We start from the raw sequence: 13,426 nt of genomic DNA, 5'->3' as shown, positions 1-13,426 counted from the left end.
TTTCCGCCTCATCAAGCCGGTCGCCGCTGATCACTATGATAGGAACATCCGATTTTGTCGCCAGATTGCGGACGATCGCAAGTCCATCCTCCCGGCCTAGGTTGAGGTCAACAACCACGAGATCGACTGGCTCACGTGAAAGAACATAGTCAAACTGCTTGCTATCGTGGACTGCGGTTACCTTCAGGGCATGCATCGTGAGATACTCGGCGATGAGGCGCCGCATTGCGGCATCATCGTCAATGACAAGAACATGTTTCAACGGCACACCTTCAATCTTGAATCCCCTTGTCTAAACCTGTTGCCGAGCAACCCTGGGGCACCGACCTACCCAGAACAGCTGCTCCTTGATACCACTCGCCGTTGCGTGCGGCCAATGTGAGGCCGTGCTCGTCCTGTTCTTTTCATCCCCAGCGAATTGACCGCACCAAGGCAGCCCGTGGCCACCAGACAGGTCCAAGCGCCGACATGACCCTGCCGTGTGGTCCTTCGCTTTTTCGCTTCGAGCTCCCCCGTTGGTGCAGGCCTGCCAATATCACTCAAGTTCGACCTCATGGATGCCAGGTTTCCTGCTATGCCCTTGCATCCTGGTCATCCTGGAGTTTGCGGATCTGGATCATCTCGATATCCTCCGGCTCGTGGATCCAGCTCGGACACGGTTGAGCAGCGCGGCGTTTGGCTTGATCGGAGAGGCGGTCGGCGGAAGAAGACCGTGATTCGCTGCAGCGGCCTTGTGCAAATAGTGTGTCTCCTGCCAAGCCGGCTTCGTCCAAGGTGGCCGGCGGCCTCAAATGCTGTTCGGCGACCGGCAGGTCGCCGGTTGCGGTGAACGTCCGGGCTAACATTTCTCAGTTAATGCAACTCCTCCATCTTGAGCGTGTGACTATGCTTGTCCATTGCGCCGTCGGACTCCGTCAATGACGTGCGGTTATCTGCCGATTGGACTGTGCGTGATCCACCCTTTGGCGGCGGCGGCCGAACAGCTGAACGAGGCTCGCACCAGGATGGGCTGCGCCGCCACGTCTTCCCAGTTGACCCTCGCCGCCGCGGATTTGCGCCTTCGAGCCAGCTTCGCGGACGAGCTCGCGTCTCAAGCAATGATCTGAGTGTGCAGGGCCGCGCATGGCTGCTCTTAAGGATCGGCAGCATACCGGCAAAGTTGGGCCGCTTTATCGCCTTAGTCGATTCCCCACGGTGATCCCGAGCCTGAACAAGCCCGCCAAGCTCCCCATTTTGTCCTTGGCTTGGCGCTGACAGAAGTACCATCCATGACGCCAAAGTCGTGGCCCACACTCCAGGAGCAACGGACGGCCGGGACGAGCAAAAATCCTGTACAGGAGTCATTGTACCAAGATGCTCCGGATGTCGCTGGCTGATCGGGCCCGCGCCACCCACGCATGCGCAAGATGCTCACCCACGCTGATACGAACACGGTCTTTGCTTCAATTGAAACCGAAAAGCTGAACTTGAACATCACACAGTAACAAACCTCCCCGATAAGCGCGTGCCGGACAGGGCCAGAACCCGTCCGGCGGCTTGGAAAGGTAGGTGATAGGGAATGTTTATTGCAGCTTGGCCGCTGGCCGTCGTCCTGTTGACATCCATGTCACTCCCAGCCGAGCCCGCGCCACTTTCTCCGCGTGAGTTCCGCAGCCTGTCGCGCAAATGCGCTCCCTGGGTTGCGCCGTCCACCCTCGCCGCGATTGCCAAGATTGAAAGTGGCTTTGACACGCTGGTGGCTCATGACAACACCACAGGTGAGCAGCTTCGCTGGATAGACCACCTGGAAGCCACGCGGGGCATCAAGGAACGCCTCGAAGCACAACATTCTGTCGATGTTGGATTGATGCAGATAAACAGCAAGAACTTTGCCATGCTCAATCTTACGCCGGAAAGGGCTTTCGAGCCCTGCGCCTCGCTTTCGGCAGCCGCCCACTTGCTTGAAAGCCGGTATGCCGGCGGCACCACTGCTGTGGCACAGCAACTGGCGCTTCGCCGTGCCATCTCGGCCTATAACACGGGCGACGTCACGCGTGGCTTCGCCAACGGTTATGTACGCAAGGTCGAGTCGGCCGCAAAGGACATCTCAAGTCTCCTTGAGCGAACGCTGGAGCCGACTGCTCGAGATGTGCCGCACCTTGAGGCACCCGGTCGGAAAGCCGTGCCGCCTCTGCTCCAGCAGAGCCAACAGGCCAATAGAAAGAAGCAGCCCAACCAAGATTCTTGGGACATTTGGGGCTCGTATCAGCCAGACCGCTCCGGGGCCGATCCCTCCGGTCCGACAGGCAGCCAGGCTGCGAAAGCACGGGAACCCGCGAACCCGAACAAACTCGTATTCGATTGAAACATGGAGATGCAATGATGACGCCACTCAAGATACTTCGTGCGCTTAAAACGCGTGTTCCTTCGCCTTTTTCCATGCTGCGCATGGCGGCTGAATATGTACCGGCCGCTGCTGCAGGCGCGGCGTGGACGGTCTTCTACAGCGGGCCAGCCGCGGCTCAGGTGACCGGAGGGACGGATCCTGCCAAGATGGTCCAGAATATCTGCACGTTCATACTTGGCCCCTTTGGACAATCACTGGCCGTGCTCGGGCTCGTAGCCATCGGTATCTCTTGGATGTTCGGTCGTGCTTCACTTGGCCTGGTTGCGGGTGTCGTTGGAGGGATCGTCATCATGTTCGGGGCCAGCTTCCTGGGCAAGGCGCTCATAGGCGGCGGCTGATGAGCGACCGGTTGGAAGTGAGCACCCTCTATGTGGCGGCGACGCGCCCCGCACTGTTTCTGGGGGTGCCGCTGACGCTGGCCGGATTGCTCATGATGTTGGCTGGGCTTGTTATCATTATCCTTCAGAACCCGCTCTACGAAATCGTTCTCGTGCCACTCTGGTTCGGAGCACGGCTGGTTGTTGAGCGTGACTATAACGCGGCAAGCGTCGTGCTGCTCTATTTGCAGACGGCCGGCAGAAGCGTGGACGGGCCGGTCTGGGGAGGCGCAAGCGTCAGCGCCAATCCGATCAGAGTGCCGAAACGCGGAAGAGGAATGGTGTAATGTTCGGCGCCAGCGGCCGGACCGAGAGGTCTGGCGAGATCTACCTTCCGTATGTTGGTCACGTAAGCGATCAGGTTGTCCTTCTGGAAGACGGATCGATCATGGCCATGGCACATGTGAACGGTGTGCCCTTTGATTTGGAAGACGCTGAGATGCGCAACTCGCGCTGCCGCGCGTTCAACACTCTCTTGCGCAACATCGCCGATGACAATGTCTCGATATACGCTCATCTTGTGAGACACAACGATGTGCCGGCGCCGGCGCCGCGCCAGTTTCAAAGTGCATTCGCTGGCAGTCTGAGCGAGGCCTACGAGCGTCGTGTGCTGTCGGGAAAGCTCTTTCGCAACGATCACTTCCTCACTTTGATCGTGTCCCCCCGCACCGCAATCGGCAAGATCGGCTTGCGGATTGCCAAGTCCCGCAGACGGAATGAGCACGATCTAGCCACCCAAATGCGGAGCCTGGAAGACCTCTGGCACATCACTGCTGGCGCACTCGGCGGTTACGGTCTGCGCCGGTTGGGCATTCGTGAGAAAGGCAACGTGCTCTTCACGGAAATCGGCGAGGCGCTTCGGCTCATGATGACTTGCCGGTTTCTTCCGGTTCCGATGGTTACCGGCTCACTTGGCGCCTCGATCTACACTGACCAGGTCATCTGCGGGAAGCGGGCGCTTGAGATTCGAAGGCCCGGGGATAGCTCCGTCGGATCATTGTTTTCGTTCCGTGAATATCCGGCGACGACGCGGCCGGGGATGCTAAATTCCTTGCTGTCCGCCAACTTCCCGCTTGTCCTGAGCCAGAGCTTTTCCTTCCTCACTCGCCCACAAGCTCATGCCAAACTAAGCCTTAAGTCCAGCCAGATGACGAGTGCCGGCGACAAGGCTCTCACCCAGATCAATGAACTTGCCGAGGCAGAGGACGCACTGGCAAGCAACGAATTCGTGATGGGTTCGCATCATCTGAGCCTGTGCGTCTATGGCGACAGCCTCAATAGCCTTGCAGATCGCGCAGCAAGTGCCCGCGCACGGCTGGCCGACGCGGGCGCCGTTATCGTCCAAGAGGGCATCGGCATGGAGGCCGCATATTGGTCCCAACTTCCGGGGAACAACAGGTGGCGCACGCGCCCGGGGGCGATCACCTCACACAATTTTGCCGGGCTCGTCTCATTTGAGAACTTCCCAAGCGGTTCCAGTTCCGGCCACTGGGGCAATGCTGTTGCGCGCTTTCGCACAAACGGTGGAACTTCTTTCGACTACATCCCCCATGAGAATGACGTCGGCATGACGGCAATATTCGGGCCCGTTGGCAAAGGCAAGACGACGCTGATGACCTTTGTCCTCGCGATGCTTGAGCAAAGCTTGGTCGATCGCAATGGTGCGATCGTCTTCTTCGACAAGGATCGGGGTGGTGAACTGCTGGTGCGAGCCACGGGAGGGACATATCTTGCGTTGCGCAGAGGCGCTCCGAGCGGCTTGGCCCCTCTGCGTGGACTGGACAACACCTCCGCCTCCCGGGACTTTCTGCGCGAGTGGTTGATGGCCCTGATCGAGAGTGACGGCCGTGGTCCGATCTCGCCGGAGGAAAGCCGTCGGCTGGAACGCGGCATTGTTCGTCAGCTTTCGTTCGAACCCCCTATGCGCTCACTTGCGGGCCTGCGCGAGTTCCTATTGCACAGCCCCTCCGAGGGCGCAGGAGCACGGCTGCAGCGGTGGTGTAGAGGGGGGGCGCTTGGATGGGCCTTTGACGGCGACGTGGACGAAGTAAGGCTGGATGCCTCCATTACGGGCTTCGACATGACGCAGCTCCTGGAATATGAGGAGGTCTGTGCACCGGCCGCCGCATACCTTCTGCATCGAGTGGGCGCTATCGTCGATGGTCGTCGGTTCGTCATGAGCTGCGACGAATTTCGATTCTATCTACTCAACCCCCAATTCTCGGCCGTTATTGACAAGTTCTTGCTCACGGTCCGCAAAAACAACGGCATGTTGATACTCGCAACGCAGCAGCCTGAACACGTTCTGGAATCGCCTCTCGGAGCTAGTCTCGTTGCGCAATGTATGACGAAAATTTTCTACCCATCACCGACGGCGGACCGCTCTGCGTATGTCGATGGCTTGAAGTGCACTGCGCAGGAGTTCGAGGCAATCCGCCAGGGAATGGCAATCGGCAGCCGCAAGTTTTTGCTCAAGCGCGATAGCGGGAGTATTGTTTGCGAATTCGATCTTGGGCAGATGCGCGAGTACGTAGCCGTACTCTCGGGGCGGGCCAACACAGTGCGCTTTGCCGACCAGCTTCGTAACCAGCACGGAGACGCCCCAAGTGGGTGGCTCGACAAGTTCATGGCCCGGTACCACGAAGTTCAAGACTGACGGAGGAATATTCATGAAATTTGCCAAACTTGCAGTAACGACCCTTGCTGCTTCCCTTCTGCTTCACGGACAGGCCCGTTCGCAATTTATCGTCAGCGACCCTGTAACAGAAACACAAGCGACCTTAACAGCGCTTTCCAATGCGGCGATCCTTGAGAGGTCAATCGAGACGCTCGCTACCACGATTGAAATGGTGACAATTCTAACGTCGTCATTCGCTGTCACGGGACTGCTAAGCTCACTTAACCAAGGAAATCACTACCCGTCGAGCAATAAGCTGGAGGAGCAGATGTTTGATGCTCGGGCGCCAGCTTCGATTATGGCCCGTAACATTGCGAAGGACCCAAATCGGATAGTCAACGGCACCGATTCAGAAGCGAAACTGTTACAGGGACAAATCGCCGGGGCCGCCAATGCCGCAGCTATTGCAGCCGACACTTTGGGCATGATGGACAAGCGCCTTAAGGATAACGCCGGCACGCTTGGTCAGCTTTCCCGCTCGGGAAATATTATGCAGGCCACCGTGACCAACGGTCTGGTCCTCAAGCAGATCCACGATGCGATGATCCAAAATGTCCAGGCCACGAGTCTGCTGACAATGGCCACTGCACAAGGGAGCCTTCACGCCGTGGAGGAGGCCGCCACGCAGCGTCGCGAACATCAGGACACCGCTAATATGTTTAGCATCCTCCCGTAAACCACACAGAGTTCATCAGGCTCAGCTGCGCTGATCAGGGACACATCAGGCTCACGCCATGAATTTCAAAATTCCCGCGCCATTCACGACTATACACACGATCTTTCATGGGGCCTTCACGTCCGGGCTGCACAAAGTGCTTGAAAACGTCCAAGCGGCGGTCAGTGCGCCTCTGGTTGCGTGTGTCACGCTCTGGATAATAATCCAAGGCTGTCTGGTCATGCGTGGTCAAGTCGATGCGCGCGGGGGTATCTCGCGCGTAATTATGGTGTCGATTGTCGTCGCCCTTATCTTAGGGCAGGCCAACTATCAGCAGTACATTGAAGCGCTCTTCGACGACACGATTCCGAGGTTGGCTCACGACATCAGTGGCAGCGACTTGCCCTTCATCGGAATCCCCCAGAAGCTCGATCTCATGTTTGCTTCAAGCCAGTATGTCTTTCAGCTGATTGCTTCCGAAATTGGGCCTATGAACGGCCAGGACATACTTGCTTTCGAGGGAGCGCAATGGATTTTCTACGGCGCGCTGTGGACAGCGTTCGAGATCTACGATGCCGTTGGAATTCTGACGAAGGTGCTCTTGACGATCGGCCCCCTGGTCCTCGTAGGCTACCTTTTTGATCACACTCGAGACATAGCCACCAGATGGATCGGCCAACTGCTCTCGTACGGGCTGCTGCTTCTCCTCCTCAACATCGTTGCAACGATAGTAATCGCTGCCGAAGCAGTCTCGCTGGCAGCCATGCTTTTGATGATCAAATTCTCGGGCACGACAGCAGCCAAGATCATCGGGCTTTACGAGCTCGACATGCTTTTCCTAGCTGGTGACGCTCTGATCGTCGCGCTTCCGACGATTGCCAGCAGCATCGCCGGCGGCTCTTGGGGAGGTGCGAACCGACCTCTTAACAGCCTCAATCGCCACTTTGCCAAAACGGCGGGTGCTTAATCAATCGACAAGCTCGGTGCCAAAAACATGAAATATTGCCTACTTCTGTCAATCCTCGCTTTGGCCGCCTGCAAGACGAGCCATGGGCTTGCGACATGCGCGGGTGCCCCATTCCAACTGAACGTGGGACAATGGGAAACCACCCCTGAGGATCTTCGGGTCGAATGCGCGGAAGAGCCAAAGTGAAAGTTCCTGAACATGCCCTTCTGGTGGAGAGAGAAACGCTAGCCGCCCACTATAAGAAGGTGGAAGCGTTTCAAACTTCACGAGCGAAGTCTGCGCGGCGCCTGTCAAAGGCCCTGATAGCCTTTGCCGCAGCGGCGGTCCTAGGAAATGTTGCACAGGCATTTACCATTGCTGCCATGGTCCCGTTGGCCAAGCTCGTACCTGTGTTCCTCTGGGTCCGGCCGGATGGGACCGTCGACAGCGAAGTGTCAGTCTCTCGACTGCCGGCAACCCAAGACCGAGCCGTCATAAATGCTTCGCTGTGGGAATATGTACGCCTGCGCGAGGGGTACACAGCAGATACAGCCCAATACGCCTATGACCTCGTATCCAGTTTCAGCGCGCCGGCTGTGCGACAGCAATATCAAGATTTCTTCAACTATCCGAATCCCACCTCCCCGCAAGTCACGGTCGGCAAACGCGGCAAGCTCGAGGTCGGGCATATTTCTTCAAACGACATCAGTCCGGACGTTCAACAGATCCGTTACAAACGTTCGCTTGTTGTCGATGGGCAGATGCCGATAGTGACCACCTGGACAGCTACCATCCGCTACGAGCGCTTGACGGGTCTGCCTGGGCAATCGAGGCTCACCAATCCGGGAGGTCTACTCGTCACTTCCTATCAAAGCTCGGAAGATAGCGTATCGAACCTGGGCTATGTGCAGCCATGACAAAAAGAGCGTTTCTCGCGCTGGTCTGTTCACTCTTCTTAACGATGGAAGCGTCCGCGGAAGACACACCACTTGCCGGCAAGCACGATGCGCGCATGCGCTACCTGGCTTACCGTCCTGACGAAGTGGTGCGCCTGTCTACCGCAGTGGGGGCAACGCTGGTTGTCACATTCGCGGCCAACGAGACAGTCGCAGCCGTGGCCGTTTCCAATAGCAAAGACCTGGCTGCGCTCCCGCGCGCCAACTATCTCTTTTTTAAGGCTAGCCGGATGCTCCCGCCGCAGCCGGTCATCGTGCTGGCCGAGAGTGAGTCCGGTACACGGAGATACGTCTTCAGTATTTCAACGAGAGCGATGCCAAAACTCGATGAGCAGCAACCTGACCTATACTACAGTGTGCAGTTCACCTATCCTGCTGATGAGGCTGCTGCTCAGAGAAAGGACGCAGAAAGGCGCTCGATCCTTGGTCAGGCCCGGGCGAAAGTGCTGCGCGACGAGAGAGTTCAGGATTTGTTGAATCGGCCCGCCGCAACTACCAGTCCGGACGAAAGCAATTTTCACTACGTCGCAAAGGGCGATCGATCGCTGGCGCCGCTGGAAGTTTTCGATAATGGCTTTACCACCGTATTTGGCTTCGCAAGCAATTCCCGCATACCCTCCCTCTACATTATCAATCCCGACGGCAAGGAAGCCGCTGCCAATTACACGGTCAAAGGAGACTATGTTGAAGTATCCGCAGTCGCCCGGGAATGGCGTCTGAGAGATGGCAATACGGTCTTGTCCATTTTCAACAGGGCTTATGACCCTGTGGGACGAGCGCCAGGGACCGGTACAGTGACACCCGACGTGTGGCGCGTTTTGAAAGGCCCGGCCGATGAATGAAACCGGCCCACAGTCGGGACATGATGTCCATGCCTCAGGATCGATGGTCTCGGAGCCGGCCCGCCGGCATGTTTCGGGATTGCAGAAGTTGGCCGTCGCTGCTCTTGTTCTCATCTCATCTCTATCGCTCATCTGGCTCGGCGGTCGTCCCAGCACACAAGACGAGCCAACTCAGCCAAAACCTCCAATTGTCGCCGACGCCGAGCCATTCCGCCCCGTGCCGATTGAGATTGCTCCCGAAGCTCCAGCACCCGTACAGGCGGCGCAGGCAGGAGATTCTGCGCCATCCACGCCGCCTCCGACGCCAGCTGATCCGCCGCCGGAGGAAACACCAATTTTCGCCTACAGTGGCAGCGGTCAAATGCCCAACGACGGTCAGCGGAGCGAAGACAACCATAGGGATGCTCCCGCGACCTCGCATGAGATTTCAGACGCTGGCGATCTGACGGGGCGATTGAAACCAGATATACAGGAGCCAAGCCGGGCCACACTTTTGCCGCACCCTGATCTCGTGATTACCCAAGGAACGATAATTCCCTGCATTTTGCAAACGGCAGTCGACACAAATTTACCGGGTTATGTGAAGTGCGTCTTACCTAAAGACGTCCGCGGCGCCACCAACAACGTGGTGCTTTTGGATCGCGGGACGACCGTGATTGGCGAGATCCAGCGTGGTCTCCAACAGGGGGATGCGCGTGTCTTCGTGCTGTGGACGCGCATCGAAACGCCTGACCATGCCCTCGTTTCGCTAGCGTCGCCGGGCGCTGACGAGCTCGGCCGCTCCGGAATGCCTGGCACGGTGGATAATCACTTCTGGCAGCGCTTTGGCGGAGCAATGCTCATGAGCGTCATTCAAGGCGCGTTTCAGGCCGCCGGTCAATACGCTGGCAGCTCAGGTGGAGGAAGCGGCATCAACAGCTTCCAGAGCAACGCCGGACAAGCCGTTGACACGACCCTTAGAGCAACGATCAACGTTCCGCCAACTCTGAAGAAAAACCAGGGAGATGCTGTATCCATCTTTGTGGCTCGGGACCTCGATTTCTCAGATGTATACGATCTTAGACCGATCGCCGTGGCGCCAGCCCCCCAACATCGCCAACGCCGGAGAGACAACAATGCGACCGGAGGCTGACCCTCAATTGCGTTTGCTTCTCAACCCTGTTTTGAAATGGCTTGAGGAGCCAAGGACCGAAGAGGTCGCTATCAACCGGCCTGGGGAAGCCTTTGTCCGACAGGCCGGCGTTTTCACGAAACATCCGCTGCCGCTATCTTATGACGATCTGGAGGACATCGCGATCCTCGCTGGAGCGCTGCGCAAGCAAGATGTCGGACCGCAAAGCCCCCTCTGTGCGACTGAGCTGCCGAACGGAGAGCGGCTGCAGATCTGTTTGCCGCCCGCTGTTCCCTCAGGAACAATAAGCCTGACGATACGGCGTCCCTCAAGTCGTGTGACCGAACTCAAGGAAGTTTCTTCTCGCTACGAATACTCGCGTTGGAATCAATGGCGGTCACGAAAGGAGCGCCAAGAGCGGCAGGACGAAACGATTCTTCAGCACTACGACCATGGTGACTTGGAGCAATTTTTGCGAGCATGCGTTTGCGGGCGGCTCACGATGCTGCTTTGCGGACCTACTGGAAGCGGCAAAACGACAATGAGCAAGACTTTGATCAACGCTATACCCCCGCAAGAGAGGCTGATAAGTATCGAGGACACGCTCGAACTTGCAATCCCGCACGAGAACCATGTCCGGTTACTTTATCCGAAGGACCGAGCAAGCGTAGGTGCGGTGACAGCCGAGCAACTGTTGCAAGCCAGCTTGCGCATGCGCCCTGATCGAATATTGCTTGGCGAGATGCGCGATGATGCTGCTTGGGCCTACCTTAGCGAAGTCGTCTCCGGCCATGCGGGATCAATATCAACGATTCATGGGGCGGATCCGGTCCAAGGCTTTAAAAAGCTCTTTTCACTCGTCAAGAGCAGCCCGCAAGGAGCTGCTGTGGAAGACCACACGCTTCTTGACCTGCTGTCGGCTGCCATTGACGTCATTGTGCCGTTCAGTACCCACGGCGACGTGTATGAGGTGGGGGAGGTGTGGCTCGCCGCCGATGCCCGGCGACGCGGAGAGACAGTAGCCGACCTTCTTAACAAGCACTAAGGCTAGAGCACGTCGGGGATCGGTAAGTCGTTTGTGATACGATGGCGTAATTTGTTCAGATTGAACGTCCACTTTGATTTGAGGGAGGTGGATAATGGGAGGAGGACTGGGCGTAGACCTTCGGTCACAAGTCTGAAGTCTTCGGGCGCCCTGTCGGCGCGGCAAGTTGCGGCACGATTCGACTGGGTGTATCGAGCGCGTCCGCTGAATTGCGCGGGCGACGCTCACCGAGCTGGTGCCGATGCCTGCTTCAAAAGCGGCATCGACACCCGGCAGTCGTACCCTTGATTTACCTAGCCGCGCTCAATGAGTGTCTTCAAAGCCGCCGAACGTGGTTCGGAATGACCGGTGGTAAATCGGGAAGTGCCATATAGGGAATCCTCCTGGTATTGCCTCCAGGGGGTCCTCTCAATGAACAAAGCCGCAACCTGCCCTTGCGACCTCAGCTGGATGTTGCGACGCAACCCATAGGAGGATCGATGCGCAGAGAAATCGCAGGCAGAGTCGGTGGCATTGTGGGCCCGCCGACCGACGGTTTCAGCCCGTCAACAGGTCTTCACGTGTTCCATCCCCGACTATTGCAGGCGTGCGGCTTGCATGCTCCCGCGATCACCCATCGGAAAGAGCGTTACGAACACTACGAAGAGTTGCGCGACTTCCGCTGTCGCCCCGGTCTTACAGCGGACGGTGACCTGTCCGACCTTGATAGGACGTGAAATGCGAACGCTGCTCATTGATCATCATGTGGATCTTACGCGCGCTGTGCGAGTTGCGCTCGGGGATAGCGGTTTTGCCGTTGATGTAGTTGGCAACCTGGAACAGGCATCGAGGGCATTTTGTTGCGCAACCTATGAAATTCTCCTGCTGGAGTTGGCTCTGCCAGATGGCGATGGCTTGGGCTGGCTGAGACAGCTAAGGAGCAACGGGCATTCAGTTCCAACCCTCATTATGAGTAGCATCAACGATCTCGAGAAGCGGATTGCAATTTTCAACGGTGGCGCGGACGACTTTCTGCTCAAGCCCGTCTCTTTCGATGAGCTCATCGCCAGAATGAGAGCCATTCTGCGCCGGTCGACACAGGTGACCGACCCCATCGTTGTATTTGGCAATCTCAATTTCGATCCGATCGGCCGACAGGTTTCCGTCTCGGGTCATCCTCTGAAGATCGCACGCCGCGAACTATGTATTTTAGAGCATCTGCTTATCCGTGCAGGCCGCATCGTGCCTCGTGCGCAGTTGGAAGATCACCTCTATTCGTTCAACGACGAGGTATCTGCCAACGCGCTTGAAGTCGGAATCTATCGCTTACGTGGACACCTGAGAAGGTCAGGTGCAACGCCACGTATCACGACCATGCGCGGCATTGGTTACATTCTTGAATTGACTGAGGCGGCATCCGCATAGTTGGTCTAAATTGAAAGAACAGACTGCCTGCCCGTCGTCAGGGTGAGCTTGTGGCCATAATGGACATCGCGGCCGCCCTTGACGATGGTGTCGGCATGCGGTTCGAACGGCTCTGTCGCAAACCTTTTTGTAAGCGAGCATGGCAAGAAAAACGCCTCAGCTGTGGAGGAGCACGTGATGTTCAAGGGCCGCCATTTCGACCAGGCTATCGGCTTCAAGTCGCATGCGAACGACGTGGTTGTCCTCTCCGGCATCGAGATGATCCACATGATGGGCAAGCGACAGGCGAGGTATGCCTACAAGGCTGTCGATCGCTGTTTCGATCTCCTCGCTGCCTGACGGACAGGCCGAAATGGCCGTTCACAACCCCATTTCCAGGTTTGCGACAGAGCCTTTTGTCGGCGTTGCCGGCTTCGAAGGGCCGGTGCGCGCCGAGCGGATCAAGATCACCCCCGGCCACCTCGCTGCGGCCACTCGCCGAGTACGAAGCGGCGGCCGGAGGGAGCTGGTGATGACGACCCTAGATCATGACCTGCTGATCGCAATCCTGGATCGGCTGAAGTTGACGGCGATCCGCGACCAGCTCGACACGCTCATGTCGAGCAAGATCGCGCAGTTCCCGTTTGTCCGCGAACTCGACGGCTTCGGCTTCGACGCGCAGCCATCGGTCTGCTTCAGCCAAACGTATTCATAGGTATGGGACAGGCTGCTATGTCCGCCACCCACGCCTGCTCCGAGGCCCTCCAGGGCAATGGTCTGAGACCTGGGCTCAAGCCCTTCGGCGAGGAGGATGAGACGCCGCTGGAGCTCGGGTGCAAGCGCTGCAACGCCCGCTCCGAGGCCCCACAAGGCCGTAGCGCAGTCGTCGGGGTCACGAGGCCCCTCGGCCATGACGACGAGACGCTGCTGGAGCCCGGTTGCAAGGGCTGCCACAGATGGCCTGAACCTGAATCCGCCTTTCTTGAGGCGTTGCGACTATCATCGCGGCGACACGCAGCTCTTGATTTGTGTGCGAAATCCTCAGCAG

General features: G+C 57.7%; 13 protein-coding genes and 2 pseudogenes. 14 read left to right on the top strand and 1 reads right to left on the bottom strand.

Features of this window, described 5'->3' with window-relative positions; genetic code table 11:
* Nucleotides 1-262 (bottom strand): annotated as a pseudogene (virG, locus tag NKJ57_RS25245) (two-component system response regulator VirG); the annotation flags it as partial.
* A gap of 1,296 nt (nt 263-1,558) precedes the next feature.
* Here virG and NKJ57_RS25240 point away from each other — a divergent pair.
* The 14 genes and pseudogenes from NKJ57_RS25240 to NKJ57_RS25175 form a co-directional block, all read left to right on the top strand.
* A complete protein-coding gene (locus NKJ57_RS25240; protein ID WP_023724798.1) occupies nt 1,559-2,344 on the top strand; it encodes a type IV secretion system lytic transglycosylase VirB1 in 786 nt (261 codons plus the stop codon).
* Nucleotides 2,345-2,418: 74 nt separating this feature from the next.
* Complete coding sequence (gene virB2, locus NKJ57_RS25235) at nt 2,419-2,724, top strand: pilin major subunit VirB2 (RefSeq protein WP_023673707.1); 306 nt, start codon at nt 2,419-2,421, stop codon at nt 2,722-2,724.
* Nucleotides 2,724-3,050, top strand: coding sequence for a type IV secretion system protein VirB3 (locus tag NKJ57_RS25230; protein WP_023673706.1), 327 nt, complete (start codon nt 2,724-2,726; stop codon nt 3,048-3,050). The genes virB2 and NKJ57_RS25230 overlap by 1 nt, the downstream gene beginning before the upstream one ends.
* Complete coding sequence (gene virB4 / locus NKJ57_RS25225; protein WP_023724243.1) at nt 3,050-5,419, top strand: type IV secretion/conjugal transfer ATPase VirB4; 2,370 nt, start codon at nt 3,050-3,052, stop codon at nt 5,417-5,419. Before NKJ57_RS25230 ends, virB4 begins: the two co-directional genes overlap by 1 nt.
* Nucleotides 5,420-5,432: 13 nt before the next feature.
* Nucleotides 5,433-6,116 (top strand): TrbJ/VirB5 family protein, encoded by a 684-nt coding sequence (locus NKJ57_RS25220; RefSeq protein ID WP_023673704.1) that lies wholly within the window; start codon nt 5,433-5,435, stop codon nt 6,114-6,116.
* 58 nt (nt 6,117-6,174) lie between these two features.
* Nucleotides 6,175-7,062, top strand: coding sequence for a type IV secretion system protein (locus NKJ57_RS25215; RefSeq protein WP_023673703.1), 888 nt, complete (start codon nt 6,175-6,177; stop codon nt 7,060-7,062).
* A gap of 27 nt (nt 7,063-7,089) precedes the next feature.
* Nucleotides 7,090-7,248, top strand: a complete 159-nt coding sequence (locus tag NKJ57_RS25210; RefSeq protein ID WP_081726271.1) for a type IV secretion system lipoprotein VirB7 — start codon at nt 7,090-7,092, stop codon at nt 7,246-7,248.
* Nucleotides 7,245-7,958, top strand: a complete 714-nt coding sequence (locus NKJ57_RS25205; RefSeq protein ID WP_023685154.1) for a type IV secretion system protein VirB8 — start codon at nt 7,245-7,247, stop codon at nt 7,956-7,958. The genes NKJ57_RS25210 and NKJ57_RS25205 overlap by 4 nt, the downstream gene beginning before the upstream one ends.
* Nucleotides 7,955-8,839, top strand: a complete 885-nt coding sequence (locus tag NKJ57_RS25200) for a TrbG/VirB9 family P-type conjugative transfer protein (RefSeq protein ID WP_023679588.1) — start codon at nt 7,955-7,957, stop codon at nt 8,837-8,839. The genes NKJ57_RS25205 and NKJ57_RS25200 overlap by 4 nt, the downstream gene beginning before the upstream one ends.
* Nucleotides 8,832-9,971, top strand: coding sequence for a type IV secretion system protein VirB10 (gene virB10 / locus NKJ57_RS25195; protein WP_023708086.1), 1,140 nt, complete (start codon nt 8,832-8,834; stop codon nt 9,969-9,971). Before NKJ57_RS25200 ends, virB10 begins: the two co-directional genes overlap by 8 nt.
* Nucleotides 9,955-10,995, top strand: coding sequence for a P-type DNA transfer ATPase VirB11 (gene virB11 / locus NKJ57_RS25190; RefSeq protein ID WP_023673699.1), 1,041 nt, complete (start codon nt 9,955-9,957; stop codon nt 10,993-10,995). Before virB10 ends, virB11 begins: the two co-directional genes overlap by 17 nt.
* A 717-nt stretch (nt 10,996-11,712) precedes the next feature.
* Complete coding sequence (locus tag NKJ57_RS25185) at nt 11,713-12,399, top strand: response regulator (protein WP_023673698.1); 687 nt, start codon at nt 11,713-11,715, stop codon at nt 12,397-12,399.
* Nucleotides 12,400-12,576: 177 nt separating this feature from the next.
* Nucleotides 12,577-12,738, top strand: a complete 162-nt coding sequence (locus NKJ57_RS25180; RefSeq protein WP_502902057.1) for a hypothetical protein — start codon at nt 12,577-12,579, stop codon at nt 12,736-12,738.
* Nucleotides 12,739-12,910: 172 nt separating this feature from the next.
* A pseudogene (locus tag NKJ57_RS25175) lies at nt 12,911-13,069 on the top strand (ATP-binding protein); the annotation flags it as partial.
* Between the last annotated feature and the right edge of the window lie 357 nt (nt 13,070-13,426).

The organism is Mesorhizobium sp. M0077, from assembly GCF_040322955.1.
GTDB lineage: Bacteria > Pseudomonadota > Alphaproteobacteria > Rhizobiales > Rhizobiaceae > Mesorhizobium.
Note: the sequence above shows the minus strand (reverse complement) of the source record. Positions and strands in the feature narration are given on the sequence as shown.